Origin of the sequence: Atlantibacter hermannii (assembly GCF_009907385.1) — a bacterium.
GTDB classification, from domain to species: domain Bacteria; phylum Pseudomonadota; class Gammaproteobacteria; order Enterobacterales; family Enterobacteriaceae; genus Atlantibacter; species Atlantibacter hermannii_A.
In genome coordinates, this window is record NZ_JAAATR010000042.1 from 254,132 (window position 1) to 274,139 (window position 20,008).

Sequence of the window (20,008 nt, forward strand, 5' to 3'; positions counted from 1 at the left end):
GATATTTCCGCCGTTATTGATTACCAGAATATGAACATCACCCTTCGTTATGCATCTCTAAATTCTCCACTTCGTTTTGACGTTGCACTGCTTTGGCATCGTCATTACGCAGGGATTCGAGATACTCAAGGTATTGCTGATCGACGTCTTTAGTGACGTACACGCCGTTGAATACCGAGCATTCAAACTGCTGGATATCCGGATTCTCGGCGCGCACCGCTTCAATCAGATCGTGGAGATCCTGGAAAATCAGCCCGTCTGCGCCGATGATCTGGCGGATTTCGTCCACTTCACGCCCGTGGGCAATCAGTTCATTGGCACTGGGCATATCGATGCCGTAAACGTTCGGGAAGCGAATTTCCGGCGCGGCGGACGCCAGATAAACCTTCTTCGCGCCCGCTTCACGGGCCATCTCGATAATCTGCTCAGAGGTGGTGCCGCGCACGATGGAGTCATCCACCAGCAGCACGTTCTTGTCGCGGAACTCGGCGCGGTTGGCGTTAAGCTTGCGGCGCACCGATTTACGGCGCAGATGCTGGCCTGGCATGATAAAAGTGCGGCCCACGTAGCGGTTTTTCACAAAACCCTGACGATACGGCTTATTCAGGATATGGGCGATCTCCAGCGCGATATCGCAGGAGGTTTCCGGGATGGGAATGACAACGTCGATATCCAGATCTTCCCATTCGCGGGCAATCTTCTCGCCGAGCTTTTTGCCCATGCCAACGCGGGCGCTGTAGACGGAAATCTTGTCAATAAACGAGTCCGGACGCGCAAAATAGACGTATTCGAACAGGCATGGGTTGCTGACCGGATTATCGGCGCACTGGCGGGTAAACAGCTGGCCCTTTTCAGTGATGTAAATGGCTTCACCGGGCGCGACATCGCGTAAGAATTCGAAGCCCAGGGTATCAAGCGCCACGCTCTCAGAGGCCACCATATACTCGGTGCGGCCATCGCCGATATCACGCTTGCCCAGCACCAGCGGACGAATACCGTTCGGATCGCGGAAGGCGACCATGCCGTGGCCGATAATCATCGCCACGCAGGCGTATGCGCCGCGGATCAGGCGGTTGGTGGCGGCAATGGCGGCAAAAATATTGTCGGCTTCCAGCGGATAGTGGCGGAAGTTATCCAGTTCGCTGGCGAAGACGTTCAGCAGAACTTCAGAATCCGAAGTGGTGTTGATATGGCGGCGCTTCTCTTCAAACAGCATCCGGCGCAGCTCGTGCGCATTAGTCAGGTTGCCGTTGTGCGCCAGGGTGATCCCGTACGGGGAGTTCACATAAAAGGGTTGTGCTTCGGAGGCGCTGGAGCTGCCTGCTGTCGGATAACGCACATGGCCGATACCCATATTGCCCTGCAGACGCTGCATATGGCGGGCTTCGAATACATCACTCACCAGGCCGTTGGCTTTGCGCAGGCGAAAGCCGTTATTTGCATCAATGGTGATGATGCCTGCGGCATCCTGCCCACGGTGTTGAAGCACCGTTAACGCGTCATAAATCGACTGGTTTACCGGCATAACACCGGCGATACCGACAATACCGCACATGTTGTCTTTTCCTCATTAAGAGACTGCCCCCGGCACAATTACCGGGGTAAGAAACTTGACGAGCTTTGCAGATAGTCAAAAAACCATCTGATGATGAAACTGAATTGCGGGATAAGCTGCGATTTTTGCCAGTCGTCGCTTTTGGAGAAGCCGGTAAAGGTATCAAGAAAGAACAGAATGGCGGAGACGATAAGCGCGCCACGCAGTGCGCCAAAACAGATCCCCAACACCCTGTCTGTACCCGACAGGCCGGTTTTCTCCACCAGCGCGCCAATCACATAATTGACGATCGCGCCGACAATCAGCGTCGCAACAAACAGCACTGCGATCGCTATCCCATTACGTACCAGTTCGTCTTCAAAGCCAGTGAACCAAACTGCCAGGTAAGTGTAGTAGTGGCTGGCGACAAAGAAGGCACAGCCCCAGGTAACCAGCGATAACGCTTCACGCACAAACCCGCGGATAACGCTTACCAGACAGGAAAAGCCGATAACCGCGATGATGGCGTAATCTATCCAGACCATGAATGTGTCCTGTGATAAATCGCCCTGACGTCCAGTTCGGGGCGCATTCTAACAGAAAAAGAAAACGTTTGCGTAGGGATTTCCTTTCCCTGGCTCAATAAAAAAGGCGTTGAAAAAATCTTCAACGCCGTGCTTTTTTTCCCGGTTTCCGCTGCGTTTCCGGAAGCGCGCGGTTTTATATCCGTTAATAATCAACAGATAAGCCTGCGCCCCCCGATCATCAGTTCACGGAATAATTCATCACGACCCCGTTCAACCCGGAAAGCTGGTTAAGCTCGCCCAGCGATCCTTTTAATTTATCGCGCGAGGCATCCGGCCCAACCAGAATGCGGGTGATTTTACCCTGTACCGGCGTTGACGGCGACGTATAAACCCGGTAACCCGCGCCGCGCAGTTTACCAACAATTTCATTCACTTTGTCGGCATTTTTGAGCGCGCCTAACTGCACCACATAAGCTTTGCCGGTCGGCGGCGCGTCGGGTTTTGTCGGTTCCGCTTTTTTCGGCGGCTCTTCTTCGCTCAACATCGCCAACTGCTCGTCGGTTTTATCTTTTTGCGGTTTGGTCTGCGGTTTTTTCGGCGTGTCCTGCGCTTTCGGTTTGCCCGGCGGCACAGGCTCCGGTTCCGGTAACGGATCGAGATTACTGGCATTATTTGCCACACGCCCGGTATCTATCGCAGACGCCGCCGCGTTCGCCGCCCTCACCTCTTCAGCCGCGCCTTCGGGCGGCTGCGCGGGTAGCGCCTGCGTGGCGGCAGGCAGCATATCGGGTTCGTCAGTATCGCCGGGCTTCGGCACCAGCGGGATCGCCGCAAACTCGTCCTGATAATGCTTTTTCTGGCCGTCCAGCAGCCCGGGCAGCAAAATCACGCCCAGGGCCACCAGCACAATCGTTCCCACTAATCGGTTTTGAAATTTACTCGCCACCTCGCCTCCTCGCCTCCATCACTTCCATTACATGCGCTACGGTATGAAACGAACCGCACACCAGCACAGTATCTTCCGGTTGAGCCTGCGCCATGGCGGCATCCCAGGCCTGCACAACGCTCTGGTAGCGTTCGCCCTGCTTCAGATGCGCCGTCAGTTGCTCAGCCGTGGCGCCGCGCGGGCCCTCCAGTGGGGCACAATACCAGCTATCCACTACCGGCTCCAGACAGGCCAGCGTGCCCGCAATATCTTTATCGTGCAGCATGCCGATTACCGCAAGCACTTTCCCGCCCGCAGGTAAACGCTGCATCTGGCTCGCCAGATATGCCGCCGCATGCGGGTTGTGCGCCACATCCAGAATCACGCGCGGTGATTCGCTGACGCACTGGAAGCGCCCCGGCAGCAGCGCCTGCGCAATACCCTCGCGGATTGCGGCGTCGCTCACCGCCAGCTGGCTGGCGCGAATGGCCGCCAGCGCCGTCGCGGCGTTTGGCTGCGGGACGTGAGGCAGCGGCAGATCGCGCAGTTCACCCTGGGCATCGCGGAAATGCCAGCCGGTCTCGCTCGCCTGGTAATCCCAGTCCACGCCGCGCCGCGCCAGCAGCGCGCCTTTTTCCTGCGCCACCGCCGCGATAGAGGCGGGCATATCCGGCTCGCCGACGATGGCCGGTTTCCCGGCGCGGAACACGCCCGCTTTTTCGCGGCCGATGCTTTCGCGATCCGGCCCCAGCCAGTCGGTATGGTCAAGGGCAATACTGGTGATAACTGCCACATCGCAGTCCACCAGATTGGTGGCGTCCAGACGCCCGCCGAGGCCGACTTCCAGAATCACCACGTCCAGCGCCGCCTGCGTAAACAACCACAGCGCCGATAGCGTGCCGTACTCGAAATAGGTCAGTGACGTGTCGCCGCGCGCGCGTTCAATCGCGCTGAACGATGCGGTATGGTCGGATTCCGAAAGCTCCGCGCCCTGAATGCGCACCCGCTCGGTATAGCGCACCAGATGCGGCGAACTGTAGACGCCCACCCGCAACCCGGCCGCCATCAGAATAGCTTCAAGCGTGCGGCAGGTGGTGCCTTTGCCGTTGGTGCCGGCCACGGTAAACACAAACGGCGCGGGCTTTTGAACCTCAAGGGTCGCGGCGACGCGCGATACGCGCTCCAGCCCCATATCGATGGTTTTACTGTGCAGGTTTTCCAGATAAGAAAGCCACGTAGCCAGGGGCGACGTGGCGTGGGGAATGCAGTCTTTTTCCATGATGCCCGTACGTGTTAACGATAGATAAACAAAAAGGGCAGCGCCGCTATGGCCCTGCCCTTCGTGACGATCAGGCCTCGTGTTCCTGGTCTGGCGCTGGCGGAACCACGATGGATTCCTGCGGCGCATCCGGGCCTGGTGCCGGGAGGTTCATCATTTTCGCCAGCAGGCTGGCCAGCTTCAGGCGCAGTTCAGGACGGCGGATAATCATATCGATCGCCCCTTTCTCGATTAAGAACTCGCTGCGCTGGAAGCCCGCAGGCAGTTTTTCGCGCACGGTCTGTTCGATAACGCGCGGGCCGGCAAAGCCAATCAGCGCTTTCGGCTCGGCGATGTTCAGATCGCCCAGCATCGCGAAACTGGCGGAGACGCCGCCCATGGTCGGGTCGGTCAGCACGGAGATATACGGCAAGCCGCGCTCCTGCATTTTCGCCAGCGCGGCGCTGGTTTTCGCCATCTGCATCAGCGACATCAGCGCTTCCTGCATACGCGCGCCGCCGGATGCGGAGAAGCAGATCAGCGGGCAGTTGTCTTCCAGCGCCTGCTCAACGGCACGCACAAAACGCGCGCCAACCACGGAGCCCATGGAGCCGCCCATAAAGGAGAACTCAAACGCCGCCGCAACCACTGGCATATCGTGCAGGGTGCCTTTCATCACCACCAGCGCGTCTTTTTCGCCGGTTTCTTTCTGGGCGCTCGCCAGACGATCTTTATACTTTTTGGAGTCTTTGAACTTCAGCACGTCTTTCGGCTCAAGCTCGCTGCCCAGTTCGACCATGGAGCCTTCGTCTAACAGGCTGTGCAGACGGTCGCGCGCCGCCATACGCATATGATGATCGCACTTCGGGCAAACCCCCAGATTACGCTCCAGCTCGGCGCGGTAGAGAACCTGACCGCAGCTGTCGCACTTGGTCCACACCCCTTCAGGGATGCTCGCCTTACGGGTGGGGGTGATATTGCTCTTATTGAGAATTCGTTCAATCCAGCTCATTGATGACCTTTCTGCCTGAACCTGGTCGATACCAGTTTTTCTGCCGGCAGCGGATAAACTCTGACCGCCGACAGACCATAAATGGTGCTCATTAAAACATAACAAACCGCGAGTTGGGATAAAAAAGTGGTCTAACCGCGCGATCCTGCTCTTGTTTCATGAACGTGAGGGTTATCTTCCGCTGCGCGCCGCGGCTCGCTTGTGGCGGATAATTTCCACGACGCCCGGCAATACCGACAGGACGATGATCGCCACAATCAGCAGCTTTAAGTTTTCCTGCACGATCGGCAAATCGCCGAACAGGTAACCCGCGTAGGTAAACAGCAGCACCCACAGCAGCGCGCCGATCACGTTATAAGCCGCGAAGTGGCGATAGGACATATGGCCCATGCCGGCGACGAACGGCGCGAAGGTGCGTACGATCGGCACAAAGCGCGCCAGAATGATGGTCTTTCCGCCGTGACGCTCGTAAAACGCATGGGTTTTATCCAGATAGCTGCGGCGGAAAATTTTCGAGTTCGGGTTACTGAACAGCTTTTCGCCGAACAGCCTGCCAATCGTATAATTCACCGCATCGCCGATAATCGCCGCTACGATCATCAATGCCACCATCAGGTGAACATTCAGATCGTTGGTGGGCAGCGCGGAGATCGCCCCGGCGACAAACAGCAGCGAATCACCCGGCAGGAAGGGCGTAACCACCAGCCCGGTTTCACAAAACAGAATCAAAAACAGGATGGCGTAAACCCAAATCCCGTAATCGGCGACCAATTCCGCCAGATGCACGTCAATGTGCAGAATGAAATCGATCACAAAGCGAATAATGTCCATACAGCGTTACGTCCTCAACAGCCTTTAGTCAGCTAAAAAAAGTGGGCCCATCGGCGTCGTCGGCAGCTCGAAACGGTCAGGATAATCCACGCTGACCAGATAGAGCCCTTCCGCTTTCGCCGTCGCTGCCGCAAGCGTGCGATCCTTCACCGCCAGCAACTCCTCAATCCAGCTCTCCGGCTGGTTGCCGCACCCTACTTCCATCAGGCTGCCAACAATATTCCTGACCATATGATGTACAAAGGCATTCGCTTTGATATCGACCACCACATACGCCCCGAATCGCGCGACGTTAATGTGCATCAGATTACGCCACGGGGTGCGCGACTGACACTGCACGGCGCGAAACGAGGTAAAATCATTTTCACCGATCAAGCACTGGGCCGCGCGATGCATGCGTTCCGCATCCAGCGGCTGGTGATAATGGGTGACGCCCTGCTGCAAAACCGCAGGACGCAGACGATGATTGTAGATGACATAGCGGTAACGGCGAGCCGTGGCGCTAAATCGGGCATGAAAATCGTCTGGCACATCTTTGACCCAGCGCACCGCGATGTCACCAGGTAAATTCGCATTTACGCCCAGCGTCCAGGCGGCGTCTTTGCGGATCGCCTGGGTTTCAAAGTGCACCACCTGGCCGGTGGCATGAACGCCCGCATCGGTGCGCCCGGCACAAAACACGTTAACCGGCGCATTCGCCACCTGGGTCAGCGCCTTTTCGAGTTTTTCCTGCACGCTGCGCACTTCATTCTGGCGCTGCCAGCCGTAATATTTACTGCCGTCGTACTCAATGCCGAGCGCGATTTTGCGCACCGGCACATCCTGAAGCTCAGACATCAGTACAAATACTCCTGCACCAGTTTCTCCGCCACTTTCACCGCCATCAGCGCGCCGCCGAAACGTACGTTGTCCGCCACTGACCAGAACTGGATCTGCTCCGGCATTCCGTAATCGTTACGTACGCAGCCGACAGAAAGCTGGGCGTTGCCGGAGGCGTCGCCCACCTGAGTCGGGAATTCATTAGCGGGGGATAACACCACTTCTTCGCCGCGGCCAAAGGCATCGCGCGCTTCTTCAAACGACAGCGGGCGCATGGCTTCAAAATTGACCATCTGGGCATGGCCGTAAAATACCGGCGACTGGACGCAGGTGGCAGAGATCATCAGCATCTCGTCCTGGAGGATTTTACGGACTTCATCGACGATGCGGCGCTCTTCGCGCACGCTGCCTTCGCTGTCTGGCAGCATTGGCAGGATGTTAAACGCCAGCTGACGGCCGAAGAAATCGTCTTCATCAACCGGGATACCGTTAAGCAGTTTGGCGCTCTGGCCCGCCAGGGCGTCAACCGCCACTTTGCCTTTCGCCGATGCGGACAGCAGACTGGTTACCTGAATGCGCGCCAGGCCGCCTTCGTCGATCAGCGGCTTTAACGCCACCAGCAGCTGGCTGGTCAGGCTATCGGGAATGGCCACCAGATTACGGTTGCGGTAATCCGCCAGCACGAACGGGTTCACCTCCGGCACGACCAGCGGCACATCCGGCTCCAGCGCGTACAGACCGCTGGCGTCAATCACCAGGCAGCCCGCGTTTGCGGCATCGTCCGCGTACTGCGCAGTGGCGTCCTGACCGGCCACAAAAAACGCAAGCTGCGCCTGGGTCCAGTCAAATTCGGCGGCATCCTGCACCATCACGCTTTTCCCCGCGAAACGCAAAGTTTCGCCCGCGCTTTCACTGCGCGCCAGGGCATACAGTTCACCCACCGGGAATTGACGTTCCGCAAGTTGCTCAAGCAGGGCTTCGCCCACGGCGCCCGTCGCGCCCAGTACGGCAATGTTCCAGCCTTCAGACATGGTGGTTTACTCCAGAAAATAAAACAGCGTCCCTGCCCCAAAAGGCAGGGAACGAAAAAGAAGATGATTAACGCGCCGAATGGTGTACGGCGTTAAACCCGAGCGCAGAGAGCAGCTTCGCCGCCGCGGCGTCATCGCACTGAATAAACAGGGACGACCATTCGCGGCGCTCAAGATAATGCTTACGCAGCTTATCGAATTCCCCCGCCACGCCAGCCACTTTACGCAGCGGCGCGTCATCGCGGCGCACATCATACACCAGATGCACCAGCCTTTTCAGCGTTGGCTGATCTAATGGGCCATGCAGGGTGATGCGGCCAAATTCCGGCGCGGGCAGCAGCGAGTCGAGGGCGATCTGCTGCGGCTTGCCGATAAAGGCGCTATAGGCCTCAAACACCTGGGTGGTGCCGCGCGCTTTGCCTTCAAGAGTGTAACCGGCGATATGCGCGGTGCCGATATCGACTTTATCCAGCAGCGCCACGTTGAGATCCGGCTCCGGCTCCCAGACGTCCAGTACGGTGCTGAGCTTCTGGCCTGCGTCGAGGCATTTCAGCAGCGCGGCGTTATCCACCACCGCGCCACGGCAGGCGTTGATCAAAATCGCGCCCGGCTTGAGGCGCGAGATCAGCGCCTCATCCGCCAGATGCCATGTTTTGTACGGGCCGTCTTTGTACAATGGGGTGTGGAAGGTGAGGATATCGGCTTCCTCGACCAGCTTATCCAGCGGCTGGAAATCGCCCGGCTCGCCGTTATCGGCGCGCGGCGGATCGCACAGCAGCGTGCGCACGCCCAGCGCTTCCAGACGCTTCTGCAACCGCCCGCCGACGTTGCCGACGCCGACAATGCCCACGGTGCGGTCGGTCAGTTCGAATCCGTCGCGCTCCGCCAGCATCAACAGCGCGGAAAACACGTATTCCACCACGGCGATGGCATTACAGCCGGGCGCTGCGGAAAACGCGATCCCCGCCTGGTGTAAATAATCCTGATCTACGTGATCGGTGCCAGCCGTCGCGGTGCCGACGAAGCGGACGCCTTTTCCGTCCAGCAACGGGCCATTGACTTTGGTCACCGAACGCACCATCAACGCATCGGCATCATCCAGTTCGGCCACCGGAATCGGCCGCCCCGGCACCGCTTTTACCTCACCCAGACGGGCAAACAGTTCGCGGGCATAAGGCATATTTTCATCAACGAGAATTTTCACGTTACAGTACCTGTTAATGTGCGGGAGATGGGCGCTAAGTGTGCCATAATCTCGCCCTTAGTCATACACGAGACCGAAGGCGAAGTCAGGATTTACTATGATGCAACCAGTCCAGGGCGCACCCGCCCGCCCTCCGGGAGAACCTTCCTCCCCGCAGACCACAGCCGGCGAACTTCCGCTCTCATCCCAACAGCGCACCCAGCTTGAGCGGCTGATTACCCGCATCATCGCGCTGACGCAACAGCAGAGCAGCGAAGTCTGGGCCAGCCTGCGCCACGACCTGGGGCTGAAACAAGAGATGCCGTTGCAGTCGCGCCATTTTCCCGCCGCCGAGCAAAATCTGAATCAACGCCTGACCAGCGCGGAAAGCACCCATTCCGGGCGGCAGCTGCTGTCGCAACTGACCGAGCTGCTGAACGTCGGCAACAACCGCCAGGCGGCCAGCGATTATATTCGCCAGCAGTTTGGTCAGACCGCGCTGAGCCAGCTGTCGCCCGAGCAGTTAAAGAGCGTGCTGGTGCTGCTGCAAAACGGCCAGATGGCCATCCCGCAGCCGCAGCAGCGTCCGGCGACCGAGCGCCCGCTGCTGCCCGCCGAGCACAACACGCTGAATCAGCAGGTCATTAAACTGGCCGCCGCCACCGGCGAATCGCCAAAGCTGATCTGGCAGTCAATGCTGGAGCTGGCGGGCGTCAAAACCGGCGAGTTGATCCCGGCTAAGCATTTCGCCCCGTTGAATACCTGGTTACAGGCGCGCCAGACGCTGGTTCAGCAGGCAGCCCCGACGCTGATCTCCCTGCAAACCGCCCTGCGCCAGCCGATGGCGTCGCACGAATGGCAGGAGATTGTCGATTATACCCAGCAGCGCTGGCAGGCCACGCCCCAGACGGTGCTCACCACGGCGCAAATTCAGGATGTGCTGAATCAGGTGTTTGCCCTGCGCGTTGCCGGTAACGCGTCGCCGCTGGAAACCCGCGACATCCAGCCGATTTACAGCCCGCTGATCCCGTCGTTGATGGAGCCGCTGCGCCAGCTTTCCGCTCGTCCCGGGCTGGTACTGTTCGCGCTGGTGGTGGCGATTGTGGTGATGTTGATGGTGCTATAATCGCCATTCAGAAATGCAAAAAGGGCCGTAAAGGCCCTTTTTTATGGTGCGCGGCTTACGCCTGATATTTGCGCATTACCAGCGTGGCGTTGGTGCCGCCGAAGCCGAAGCTGTTGGACATCACGGTAGTGAGTTCACGCTCGGTGGTTTCGGTAATGACGTTCAGCCCTTCCGCCTGGGGATCCAGATTCTCAATGTTGATGCTCGGGGCGATAAAGCCGTGTTCCAGCATCAGCAGGGAGTAAATGGCTTCCTGCACGCCTGCCGCACCCAGAGAGTGACCGGTCATGGCTTTGGTGGCGGACAGCGCCGGGGATTTATCGCCGAACACTTCGCGGATGGCGCCCAGTTCTTTCACATCGCCAACCGGCGTGGACGTCCCGTGGGTATTCAGATAATCGATCGGGGTATCAACACCGTGCATCGCCATCTGCATGCAGCGCACTGCGCCTTCGCCAGACGGCGCCACCATGTCTGCGCCATCGGAGGTTGCGCCATAACCGACGATTTCCGCATAGATATGCGCGCCGCGCGCCAGAGCATGTTCCAGCTCTTCCACCACGACCATACCGCCGCCGCCTGCGATCACGAAACCGTCGCGGTCTGTGTCATAGGTGCGGGAAGCTTTGTCCGGCGTTTCGTTGTATTTGGTCGACAGCGCGCCCATGGCGTCGAATTCACAGGCCATTTCCCAGCACAGCTCTTCGCCGCCGCCAGCAAACACGATGTCCTGTTTGCCCAACTGGATCTGCTCAACCGCGTTACCGATACAGTGCGCGGAAGTGGCGCAGGCGGAGCTGATGGAGTAGTTCACGCCGTGAATTTTGAACGGGGTCGCCAGACAGGCGGACACGCCGGATGCCATAGACTTAGTCACCACATACGGACCAACCGCCTTCAGGCCGCGCGGGCTGCGCATCGCGTCAGCGCCGAACACCTGGTAACGCGGGGAGCCGCCGCCGGAACCGGCGATCAGACCCACGCGCGGGTTGTTCTGGTAGGCTTCGTCAGAAAGACCGGCATCCTGAATAGCCTGCTCCATCGAGAGGTATGCATAAATCGACGCATCGCTCATAAAGCGCACCACTTTGCGGTCGATCAGACCGGTGGTGTCCAGTTTTACATTGCCCCAAACGTGGCTACGCATACCGGAATCTTTCAGCTCTTGAGAGAAAGTAATACCTGAGCGCCCTTCACGAAGGGATGCCAGGACTTCCTGCTGGTTATTACCGATGCTGGATACGATACCCAGGCCAGTAATCACGGCACGTTTCATCTAATACCTCTGTCAGTCGCACTAATAATAAGAGTCGAGTGGCACAATAGCGTACAGTTGTACGCCGAACAAGTCCGATCAGACGATTTGCCGGTAAATTTGCGCCGCCCGCCCCACATCGCTAAGATCGTGCCACTGCCTGTCAGACGAGTAACTTACGTGAAACATTCCACCATCAAACCTGCCACCCTTGACTTCAATAATGAGGGTACACCTGTTTCCCGAGATTTTGACGACGTTTACTTTTCCAATGACAACGGTCTGGAAGAGACGCGCTACGTCTTTTTGGGAGGCAATCAGCTGCCGGCGCGCTTTGCGCAGCACTCGCGCACGCTGTTTACCGTGGCGGAAACCGGCTTTGGCACCGGGCTTAATTTTCTGACGCTCTGGCAGGCGTTTGACGCGTTTTGCGCGGCTCATCCTGACGCGACGCTGAACCGGCTGCACTTCGTCAGCTTCGAAAAATTCCCGCTTCAGGCGGAGGATTTCGCGCGAGCTCACGCCACATGGCCGGAACTCGCGCCCTGGGCGGAAAAGCTGCATCGCCAGTGGCCGCCGCTGCTGGCGGGCTGCCAGCGCCTGTTATTCGATAACGGCCGCGTAACGCTGGATTTGTGGCTGGGCGACGTCAATGAATTGCTCCCCGATTTAGATGACGCGCTACAGGGCCAGGTGGACGCGTGGTTTCTTGATGGTTTTGCCCCGGCCAAAAACCCGGACATGTGGACGCCGCAGCTGTTTAACGCCATGGCGCGGCTGGCGCGGCCCGGCGCAACGCTGGCGACCTTTACCTCTGCGGGCTTTGTACGCCGGGGCTTGCAGGACGCCGGGTTTACTGTGCAGAAAAGTAAAGGCTTTGGTCGTAAACGCGAAATGCTTACCGGCGTGCTGGAAAGCGCCCTGCCCACGCGTTCGCTGACGCCCTGGTATCAACGCCAGGCCGCGCAAGGGGATGATGTGGCGATAGTCGGCGGCGGCATCGCCAGCGCTTTACTGGCGTTAGCATTGCTGCGACGCGGCAAGCGCGTGACGCTGTATTGCGAGGACGATGCCCCGGCGCAGGGCGCGTCCGGCAACCGCCAGGGGGCGCTGTACCCGCTGATCAGCCACAGCAATCCGGCGCTGACGCGCTTTTTCCCCGCTGCGTTTACCTTCGCCCGTCGCCTGTATGACGCGCTGCCGGTTGCGTTCGATCATGACTGGTGCGGCGTTACCCAACTGGGCTGGGATGAAAAAAGCGCCGCGAAAATCCATGAAATGCTGGCGCTGGATCTGCCGGAAAACGTGGCGCGCGGCGTGGATGCGCAAGCGGTGTTAGCCCGCAGCGGCGTTAACACTGACTGCGGGGGGATTGAATACCCGCTCGGCGGCTGGCTGTGCCCGGCGCAGTTAACGGCGGGCGCAATTGCCCTGGCCCAACAGCAGGGATTAACGGTGCATTACCGGCGTTCGGTACGGCAACTCCATCACGCCGGACGCTGGCTGCTGGACTTTGCCGACGGGCAGCAGGTTATGCATGACGCGGTGGTATTAGCCAACGGCAGCAGGCTGAATCAGTTTGCGCAAACCGCGATGCAACCGGTCTACCCGGTGGCGGGCCAGGTGAGCCATATTCCCACCGCGCCGCAGCTGTCGGCGCTGCGCCAGGTGCTGTGCTATGACGGCTATCTGACGCCGATGAACCCGCAAAACCGGCATCACTGCATTGGCGCCAGCTATCATCGCGGGTTGGAGAACGCGCAGTACAGCGAGAACGACCAGCAGCATAACCGCCAGCGGCTGATCGACTGTTTCCCGGACCAGGCCTGGCCGCGCGAGGTGGATGTGAGCGCAGGCGAGGCGCGTGTCGGGGTACGCTGCGCCACCCGGGACCATATGCCGATGGTGGGTAACGTTGCCGATTACCCGGCCCTGCTTGACCAGTATCATGACTTATCGCGACACAGCGCCACGCCGGAAAAGGTGCCTGCCGCACCGGTGCATCCGAATCTGTTTATGCTGGGCGCGCTGGGCTCACGCGGGCTATGCAGCGCCCCGCTGGCGGCGGAGATCGTCGCTGCGCAGATGTGCGATGAACCTCTCCCGATGGACGGCCCGACGCTGGCGGCGCTCAACCCTAACCGGCTGTGGGTGCGAAAACTGCTGAAGGGCAAAGCGGTGAGTGCTGCTAAATAAAGGCAGCGGCGGATACGCGCTAACGCATCCGCCGGTTATTACGCGGTAGCCTGAGCGAAAGCTGTGCGCAGTTCCTCAATCGGCAAGTAGCGCCCGATAATCACCAGCCGCGACTGGGGCGTTTCCCCCTCATTCCAGGGTGAGCCGTAATCAAAACCCACCACTTTATGCACGCCCTGGACAATCAGGCGCTGGGGATTTCCGGCAATCGCCAGCACGCCTTTGTAGCGCAACATGTCATTGCCGTAGCGCTCCACGCACTGCTCCATAAACGCCCCGGCCTTCTGCAAATCCATCCAGCCCGCTTCAAACACGTGCGCCTGAATCGCGTCATCCCAGGAGCGTTTGGTTTCTTTAAACGGGGTGAAGCGCGGCGCGGAGGGATCGGCTGGGCGGATCGCATGAAACCCTTTGGTCAGGCTGTTGGCGTCGCTCAGCTCAAAGGCGTTGAGATCCAGCCACAGATCTGCCGGGCAGACGCCATTTTCGATCTGGTAGATCTCGGCTTTGCTGTTGATCTGGTGAATGCGCGCCAGCGCCTCGCTGTGCTGCTGTTCGTCACAGGTATCCGCTTTGGTCAGCAAAATACGATCGGCGAACCCGAGCTGCGAAGCGGCAACCGGATGTTCATCCAGCTGGCGGGAAATATGGTGGCAGTCCGCGAGGGTAATCACCGCGTCCAGCCGCAGCGCTTCACGCAGCGCCTCTTCAACGAAAAAGGTCTGGATAATCGGCGCCGGGTCGGCGAGGCCGGTGGTTTCAACGATCAGGCGATCGAAGGTGAGCTCGCCGCGCTGGCGCTGGGCCAGCAGTTCAGTGAGCGCTGCGGTAAATTCGCCGCGCACGCTGCAACAGACGCAGCCGTTGGACAGTTCGACGACGTTGACGTTATCGCCGCCGCGCAGCAGCGCGCCGTCAATATTCACTGCGCCGAATTCGTTTTCCAGAATCGCCACCGACGCGTCGGCGTGATGGGTGAGAAAATGGTTAATCAGGGTGGTTTTACCGGCACCCAGGAAACCGGTTAACAACGTGACTGCAACAACCTGGTTCATCTCGTTTCCTTAACAGCAGCGGGCTCCGCCTTTCCCGCCGTAGCGTGCATCCTGGCGTTCGCGGAAAAACTCTTCGTAGGTCATCGGCGTTTGATCGGGATGATTAAGCCGGATGTGCTGGACATAGTTATCGTAATCCGGTACGCCGACCATTAATTTCGCCGCTTGGCCCAGATATTTACCGGCTCTGGCAAGGGTATCAAACATACCGTCTCCTTCTGTGTTTAAAGCCAAAAACTCCCCAGCCGTTAAGCCGGGGAGTGGATTACTTCACGCTCATTCAACCGTTAGTGGGCGCTTTTCGCCTGAGTCACGATATCCTGATAGTTTTCCGGCATCGGCTCGTAAGGCACCTCTTTCGCGGTGGGCTTATCGACTTTCAATGCCGCCAGCGCCGTCTTGATGGAGAACAGCGCAATCACGACTACCACCACCATAAAGAAGATGGTCAGGCCCGCATCCAGACGGTTGTTAAACACCAGGCGAGCCAGCTGCGCCTGCGTGTACTGCGCCGGAATGTTGCCGCTGTCGATCATCGCCTGGAATTTGTTGGCGATAGCCAGGAAGCCCACTTTGGCATCCGGGCTAAACGCTTTCTGCCAGCCCGCCGTCATGGTGCAAATCAGCAGCCATGCGGTAGGGACCAGCGCAACCCATGCGTAGCGTTGGCGTTTCATCTTGAACAGTACCACCGCGCAGAGCATCAGCGCCATGCCTGCCAGCATCTGGTTGGCGATACCAAACAGCGGCCACAGGGTGTTGATGCCGCCCAGCGGATCAACCACGCCCTGATGCAGGAAGTAACCCCACGCCAGAACGCACAGCGCCGTCGCCAGGATGTTGGCCGGCAGCGAGTCGGTACGCTTCAGGCCCGGAGAAATCACGCCCAGCAGGTCCTGCAGCATAAAGCGCGCGGCACGCGTACCGGCGTCCACCGCCGTCAGGATGAACAGCGCTTCAAACAGGATCGCGAAGTGATACCAGAAGGAAACATCCATCAGGCCGCCCAGCGCGCCGTGCAGAATGTACGCCATCCCGACCGCCAGGGTCGGTGCGCCGCCCGCACGGGAGATGATCGACTGCTCGCCCACTTCGTTAGCGATTTGCGTCAGGGTTTCCGGGGTGATCTGGAAGCCCCAGCCGCTGACCACTTGCGCCGCAGAGGCCACCACATCGGTGGCGCCCGCCGGAGCCAGCACCGCCATCGGGCTGTTCATGGCGAAGTACACGCCCGGGTCGATAACGCATGCCGCCACCAGCGCCATGATCGCCACGAAAGATTCCATCAGCATGCCGCCGTAGCCAATCAGGCAGGCCTGATTTTCGTTAGCCAGCATTTTCGGCGTGGTGCCGGAGGAGATCAGCGCGTGGAAACCCGACACCGCGCCACAGGCGATGGTGATAAACAGGAACGGGAACATGTCGCCGGACCAGACCGGACCGGTCCCGTCGATAAATTTGGTGATCGACGGCATGGTCAGGGTCGGACGCATAATCAGGATGCCGATAGCCAGCCCGACGATGGTGCCGATTTTCAGGAAGGTCGACAGGTAGTCACGCGGCGCGAGCAGCAGCCATACCGGCAGTACCGCCGCCACAAAGCCGTAGCCCACCAGCATCCAGGTCAGCTGTACGCCGGTAAAGTCGAAGTACGGTGCCCATGTCGGGCTTTCTGCCACCCAACCGCCGGAAATAATGGCGAAAATCAGCAGCACCAGACCAATGACCGACACTTCGCCGATGCGCCCCGGGCGCAGGTAGCGAATGTAGACCCCCATAAACAGCGCCAGCGGAATGGTAAAGGCCACGGTGTAGGTGCCCCACGGGCTGTGGGTCAGCGCTTTCACCACGATCATCGCCAGTACCGCGAGGATAATCACCATGATCATGAAACAGGCGACCAGCGCGATCACCCCGGCGGTATTGCCCATCTCCTCTTTCACCAGCTCACCAAGGGAACGACCGTCGCGGCGGGTAGAGACAAACAGCACCATAAAGTCCTGCACGGCGCCAGCGATAACCACGCCCGCGAGGATCCACAGCATGCCCGGCAGATAACCCATTTGCGCAGCCAGCACCGGGCCGACCAGCGGGCCTGCTCCGGCGATGGCCGCAAAGTGGTGGCCGAACAGCACTTTTTTATCGGTAGGCACATAGTCCAGACCATCGTTATGGCGCACCGCCGGCGTCATACGCGTTGAGTCCACGACCAGCACCCGTTTAGCGATAAACAGCCCGTAGAAACGGTAAGCGATCAGATAAACACAGACTGCGGCTACCACAATCCACAGCGCGTTAATCTGCTCTCCCCGGTTCAGAGCGATGTATCCCAAAGCAAATGCGCCCACTATAGAGAGCACTGCCCAGAGGAGGTATTTCCCTGAGTTATTCATCATGTTTTCCATTTTTTGTCCTTCACAGTTCGGGTTGCCTGCACGAGGCGAAACGCAAACTCTTCAGGGTCTCTAAGAGGTATGAGGAGTGACCAATACATTACAATTTGTTTCTAGAACAAACTGCTGAATTTAACAACCTCACAACCGGGGAAAACCAGTCCTCTCATCACTCTTTGTTTCAGTTTGTTAACAAGATCACCTTAACAAGGCAAACCTGTTGCAACCTTTCCGGCAGGGTCTCGGTGACGTCACGCTATGGGCAGCGCTGCGCTAAGCAGATAAAAAGGCAGGGAAAAGAGGAATGCGTGATGCTATTCCGGGAAGGGATAGCATCACGAAAGCGGATTAGTTGGCCCGGGCTTTATCGAACAGGGTTTGCCACATGCCGGACACCAGCGCCTGGTCGCGCGGTGTCAGCTCGCCTGCGCCAATGGCTTTTTGCAGGCTTTCCGTCACTTTGTGGTGCAGGGCGTCGGCAGAGTGATCGTCCCCCCCTTCCAGTTCCGCCACGGCAAGCGTCAGGTGCCCGCGCAGGTAGCCGCTGGCGAACAGCTCGTCATCACTGGCATGTTCAACCATGTCATCAATCAACGCCAGAATGCGCGCTTCGAATGCTGCGATCATCGTCTTTCCTCAATTACCCGTCATATCATGTGGTTCAACTACAAAAAGCATGGCTCAGGACAGGTCTTCTGGCCACGGAAAACGGTCCGCCGTCAGCGGCGGCGTTTGGTAATAGTCCTGAAGCGCGGCGATAAACCGGGCCGGACGCGCCGGGATGCCCTCTTCCAGCCACGTCATCACCTGGGCGTGGACCCGGCGCTGAAACTTGATGCGATCCGGTTCGAAGTCCCCTTCCAGGTTGTCGCAGCTGACGTTGAACGGGAAACCCGCCGCTTCGCAAAACAGCCAGTCCAGCGCCTGAGGTTTGATCTCCACATCTTCAAACTGGCACTGGGTTTGGGCATCGCGCCCGTCCGGGCAATACCAGTAGCCGAAATCCACCTGCTCGCGGCGCGCTTTCCCGGCGATACACCAGTGGGAAATCTCATGCAGCGCGCTGGCGTAAAAGCCGTGGGCGAACACAATGCGGTGATACGGGGCATCCGCGTCTGCCGGAAGATAGATCGGTTCGTCGTCGCCTTTAATCAGACGGGTATTAAATTCGTTAAAAAAGCAGCCCTCGAAAATATCGACCAGCTGCTGATAATGGTGTGCAGTGCTCATTAATGTATCCCAAGCCACTGAAGAAGCGCCGCGCCGTGGCTGTCGAACAGCAGTTTGGCGCTCATCACAGCGGAAACAATCACAATCATTGGACGGATAAGCTGCTGGCCTTTGCTGAGCACCAGACGTGAACCTAACCGCGCCCCTATAAACTGGCCGGCCATCATCAGAAACCCGGTGGCCCACACCACTTTTCCGCCAATAATAAACAGCAACAGCCCGCCGACGTTCGACGTGGCGTTGAGCACTTTGGCATGAGCGGTGGATTTCGCCAGATTAAACCCGCACAGCGTGACAAACGCCAGCGCGTAAAACGAGCCTGCGCCCGGACCGAAGAAACCGTCATAAAAGCCGACGCAGCCGCCCGCCACCAGGGCAAACGGCAGGCCGTACAGACGGCGTTGGCGATCTTCTTCACCCAGCTTAGGCATTAACAGAAAGTAAAGGCCAATGCCGATCACCAGGATCGGCAGGATCTGGCGCAAAATGTCCGACTTCACGAACTGCACCAGCAGCGCGCCGCTGGTGGATCCGATAAAGGTCATCAGGATATTGAGCTTTTGATCTTTCAGGTTCACCACTTTACGGCGGATAAAGTAGATCGAGGCGGAAAGCGAACCGCCGCAGGCCTGAAGTTTGTTGGTGGCTAACGCCTGGGCGGGCGACATCCCCGTCGCCAGCAGCGCCGGGATAGTGAGCAACCCGCCCCCACCCGCCAGCGCATCGATAAACCCCGCAAGCATGGCGATGAAGAACAGGCCCACCATCACCAGCGGGGAAAGCATAAACAGATCCACGAATTAATCCTTAAAGTACGTGTTCATCCAGCAGAGCCTGACAGGAAGGCGGTGGTGGCGGAGGCGTTTTCTTCTCAGTTGATTGACTACCCGGTTTCGCCGGTTTGAACCAGCTTTGCAACTCTTCGCCACAGCCGTCTCCCGGCGGCGGCGGGGCTTGCTCGATGCACTCCAGGCTATCCGCCGGGCAGCGCAGGCGCACATGCATATGGGCGCGATGGGCAAACCACGGACGCACTTTATTCAGCCAGTCGCGGTTGGTGCCCGCATCCAGACACAGTTGCTGCTTGATCGCCGGGTTGACGAAAATGCGCGTCACTTCGTCATCCAGCGCCGCCAGCTTGATCATGTTATAGATCTGCGGGCTCCAGCGGCTCGCGACCACCGCTTTGCCGTTGGGCGCAACCAAATCCAGCGCCTGCGGGCGCAGCAGTTGCGCTGACGTCCAGCGGGTTTTCGGCAGTTGCAGGAAGATATCCACGTCCAGCCCGGTTTGATGGCTGGCGTGGCCGGTGGCGAAACGCCCGCCTGCGGCCATGCCCATATCCCCCACCAGCACCGTTCCCATCCCTAAGTCGTTCACCTGGGAACTAAAGCGCTGGATGAAATTCACCAGCTCCGGGTGGCCGAAATAGCGGCGCTGATCGGTACGCATCACCTGATAGTGATCGGAGGCCAGCGGCAGCGCCTGCGCCCCCACGATGCAGCCGTTGGAAAACGCGCCGATAGACTGCGGCGCGCCGGGGATGGGGTTGGGTACTTTCTGCCACGGCGTGGCGGCCAGCGTGGCAGAACTCGCCAGCAGCGCCGCCAGGGCGATAAGGGAACGTTTCATA

At 58.9% G+C, this 20,008-nt stretch carries 19 protein-coding genes; 2 read left to right on the forward strand and 17 right to left on the reverse strand.

The window, feature by feature from the left end:
* Positions 1–37 precede the first annotated feature (37 nt).
* The 9 genes from purF to pdxB all read right to left on the reverse strand — a co-directional run bounded on the left by purF (position 38) and on the right by pdxB (position 9,141).
* Positions 38–1,555: an amidophosphoribosyltransferase gene (purF, locus tag GV764_RS12945; protein ID WP_161660508.1), complete on the reverse strand. Its 1,518-nt coding sequence runs from the start codon at positions 1,553–1,555 to the stop codon at positions 38–40.
* A gap of 38 nt (positions 1,556–1,593) precedes the next feature.
* The gene (gene cvpA, locus GV764_RS12950) at positions 1,594–2,079 is read right to left on the reverse strand and encodes a colicin V production protein (protein ID WP_144130246.1); all 486 of its coding nucleotides are present in this window, start codon (positions 2,077–2,079) and stop codon (positions 1,594–1,596) included.
* A gap of 220 nt (positions 2,080–2,299) precedes the next feature.
* A complete protein-coding gene (gene dedD, locus GV764_RS12955; RefSeq protein WP_161660509.1) occupies positions 2,300–3,007 on the reverse strand; it encodes a cell division protein DedD in 708 nt (235 codons plus the stop codon).
* Positions 2,997–4,265 (reverse strand): bifunctional tetrahydrofolate synthase/dihydrofolate synthase, encoded by a 1,269-nt coding sequence (gene folC, locus GV764_RS12960; RefSeq protein WP_161660510.1) that lies wholly within the window; start codon positions 4,263–4,265, stop codon positions 2,997–2,999. The genes dedD and folC overlap by 11 nt, the downstream gene beginning before the upstream one ends.
* Positions 4,266–4,335: 70 nt before the next feature.
* Positions 4,336–5,256: an acetyl-CoA carboxylase, carboxyltransferase subunit beta gene (gene accD, locus GV764_RS12965; RefSeq protein WP_201743168.1), complete on the reverse strand. Its 921-nt coding sequence runs from the start codon at positions 5,254–5,256 to the stop codon at positions 4,336–4,338.
* A 171-nt stretch (positions 5,257–5,427) separates the two neighbouring features.
* Complete coding sequence (locus GV764_RS12970) at positions 5,428–6,087, reverse strand: DedA family protein (RefSeq protein ID WP_161660511.1); 660 nt, start codon at positions 6,085–6,087, stop codon at positions 5,428–5,430.
* 24 nt (positions 6,088–6,111) lie between these two features.
* The gene (truA, locus tag GV764_RS12975) at positions 6,112–6,924 is read right to left on the reverse strand and encodes a tRNA pseudouridine(38-40) synthase TruA (RefSeq protein WP_161660512.1); all 813 of its coding nucleotides are present in this window, start codon (positions 6,922–6,924) and stop codon (positions 6,112–6,114) included.
* Positions 6,924–7,937: an aspartate-semialdehyde dehydrogenase gene (locus GV764_RS12980; RefSeq protein ID WP_161660513.1), complete on the reverse strand. Its 1,014-nt coding sequence runs from the start codon at positions 7,935–7,937 to the stop codon at positions 6,924–6,926. The genes truA and GV764_RS12980 overlap by 1 nt, the downstream gene beginning before the upstream one ends.
* 67 nt (positions 7,938–8,004) lie before the next feature.
* Positions 8,005–9,141, reverse strand: coding sequence for a 4-phosphoerythronate dehydrogenase PdxB (gene pdxB, locus GV764_RS12985; protein WP_161660514.1), 1,137 nt, complete (start codon positions 9,139–9,141; stop codon positions 8,005–8,007).
* 100 nt (positions 9,142–9,241) lie between these two features.
* Here pdxB and flk point away from each other — a divergent pair, with 100 nt between their 5' ends.
* Positions 9,242–10,246, forward strand: coding sequence for a flagella biosynthesis regulator Flk (gene flk / locus GV764_RS12990; RefSeq protein ID WP_161660598.1), 1,005 nt, complete (start codon positions 9,242–9,244; stop codon positions 10,244–10,246).
* Between the two features lie 55 nt (positions 10,247–10,301).
* On the opposite strand, the gene fabB is transcribed toward flk, so the two are convergent.
* Entirely contained in the window at positions 10,302–11,522 is a 1,221-nt protein-coding gene (fabB, locus tag GV764_RS12995; protein ID WP_161660515.1) for a beta-ketoacyl-ACP synthase I, read from the reverse strand.
* Between the two features lie 159 nt (positions 11,523–11,681).
* On the opposite strand from fabB, the gene mnmC reads away from it, so the two are divergent.
* On the forward strand, positions 11,682–13,697 hold the full coding sequence (gene mnmC / locus GV764_RS13000; RefSeq protein WP_161660516.1) for a bifunctional tRNA (5-methylaminomethyl-2-thiouridine)(34)-methyltransferase MnmC2/FAD-dependent 5-carboxymethylaminomethyl-2-thiouridine(34) oxidoreductase MnmC1: 2,016 nt from the start codon (positions 11,682–11,684) through the stop codon (positions 13,695–13,697).
* 38 nt (positions 13,698–13,735) lie between these two features.
* On the opposite strand, the gene GV764_RS13005 is transcribed toward mnmC, so the two are convergent.
* The 7 genes from GV764_RS13005 to mepA all read right to left on the reverse strand — a co-directional run bounded on the left by GV764_RS13005 (position 13,736) and on the right by mepA (position 20,007).
* Entirely contained in the window at positions 13,736–14,752 is a 1,017-nt protein-coding gene (locus GV764_RS13005) for a CobW family GTP-binding protein (protein WP_161660517.1), read from the reverse strand.
* A 9-nt stretch (positions 14,753–14,761) separates the two neighbouring features.
* Positions 14,762–14,959, reverse strand: coding sequence for a YbdD/YjiX family protein (locus GV764_RS13010; RefSeq protein ID WP_161660518.1), 198 nt, complete (start codon positions 14,957–14,959; stop codon positions 14,762–14,764).
* Positions 14,960–15,039: 80 nt separating this feature from the next.
* The gene (gene cstA, locus GV764_RS13015) at positions 15,040–17,145 is read right to left on the reverse strand and encodes a pyruvate/proton symporter CstA (protein ID WP_161660599.1); all 2,106 of its coding nucleotides are present in this window, start codon (positions 17,143–17,145) and stop codon (positions 15,040–15,042) included.
* A gap of 348 nt (positions 17,146–17,493) precedes the next feature.
* Positions 17,494–17,772: a YfcL family protein gene (locus GV764_RS13020; protein WP_161660519.1), complete on the reverse strand. Its 279-nt coding sequence runs from the start codon at positions 17,770–17,772 to the stop codon at positions 17,494–17,496.
* A 54-nt stretch (positions 17,773–17,826) separates the two neighbouring features.
* Positions 17,827–18,375 carry an elongation factor P hydroxylase gene (locus tag GV764_RS13025; protein ID WP_161660520.1) on the reverse strand — a complete coding sequence of 183 codons (549 nt, stop codon included), beginning with the start codon at positions 18,373–18,375 and terminating at the stop codon, positions 17,827–17,829.
* On the reverse strand, positions 18,375–19,160 hold the full coding sequence (locus tag GV764_RS13030; protein WP_161660600.1) for a sulfite exporter TauE/SafE family protein: 786 nt from the start codon (positions 19,158–19,160) through the stop codon (positions 18,375–18,377). Before GV764_RS13030 ends, GV764_RS13025 begins: the two co-directional genes overlap by 1 nt.
* Before the next feature lie 22 nt (positions 19,161–19,182).
* Complete coding sequence (gene mepA / locus GV764_RS13035) at positions 19,183–20,007, reverse strand: penicillin-insensitive murein endopeptidase (RefSeq protein WP_161660521.1); 825 nt, start codon at positions 20,005–20,007, stop codon at positions 19,183–19,185.
* Between the last annotated feature and the right edge of the window lies 1 nt (position 20,008).

Excerpts from the sequence above, each read along its gene's own strand:
- folC (WP_161660510.1), bottom strand. The coding sequence starts at position 4,265 with ATGGAAAAAGACTGCATTCCCCACGCCACGTCGCCCCTGGCTACGTGG.
- GV764_RS13005 (WP_161660517.1), bottom strand. The coding sequence starts at position 14,752 with ATGAACCAGGTTGTTGCAGTCACGTTGTTAACCGGTTTCCTGGGTGCC.
- accD (WP_201743168.1), bottom strand. The coding sequence starts at position 5,256 with ATGAGCTGGATTGAACGAATTCTCAATAAGAGCAATATCACCCCCACC.
- cstA (WP_161660599.1), bottom strand. The coding sequence starts at position 17,145 with ATGAATAACTCAGGGAAATACCTCCTCTGGGCAGTGCTCTCTATAGTG.
- GV764_RS13010 (WP_161660518.1), bottom strand. The coding sequence starts at position 14,959 with ATGTTTGATACCCTTGCCAGAGCCGGTAAATATCTGGGCCAAGCGGCG.
- GV764_RS13025 (WP_161660520.1), bottom strand. The coding sequence starts at position 18,375 with ATGAGCACTGCACACCATTATCAGCAGCTGGTCGATATTTTCGAGGGC.
- purF (WP_161660508.1), bottom strand. The coding sequence starts at position 1,555 with ATGTGCGGTATTGTCGGTATCGCCGGTGTTATGCCGGTAAACCAGTCG.
- fabB (WP_161660515.1), bottom strand. The coding sequence starts at position 11,522 with ATGAAACGTGCCGTGATTACTGGCCTGGGTATCGTATCCAGCATCGGT.
- GV764_RS13020 (WP_161660519.1), bottom strand. The coding sequence starts at position 17,772 with ATGATCGCAGCATTCGAAGCGCGCATTCTGGCGTTGATTGATGACATG.
- GV764_RS12970 (WP_161660511.1), bottom strand. The coding sequence starts at position 6,087 with ATGGACATTATTCGCTTTGTGATCGATTTCATTCTGCACATTGACGTG.
- GV764_RS12980 (WP_161660513.1), bottom strand. The coding sequence starts at position 7,937 with ATGTCTGAAGGCTGGAACATTGCCGTACTGGGCGCGACGGGCGCCGTG.
- GV764_RS13030 (WP_161660600.1), bottom strand. The coding sequence starts at position 19,160 with ATGCTTTCCCCGCTGGTGATGGTGGGCCTGTTCTTCATCGCCATGCTT.
- mepA (WP_161660521.1), bottom strand. The coding sequence starts at position 20,007 with ATGAAACGTTCCCTTATCGCCCTGGCGGCGCTGCTGGCGAGTTCTGCC.
- cvpA (WP_144130246.1), bottom strand. The coding sequence starts at position 2,079 with ATGGTCTGGATAGATTACGCCATCATCGCGGTTATCGGCTTTTCCTGT.
- truA (WP_161660512.1), bottom strand. The coding sequence starts at position 6,924 with ATGTCTGAGCTTCAGGATGTGCCGGTGCGCAAAATCGCGCTCGGCATT.
- flk (WP_161660598.1), top strand. The coding sequence starts at position 9,242 with ATGCAACCAGTCCAGGGCGCACCCGCCCGCCCTCCGGGAGAACCTTCC.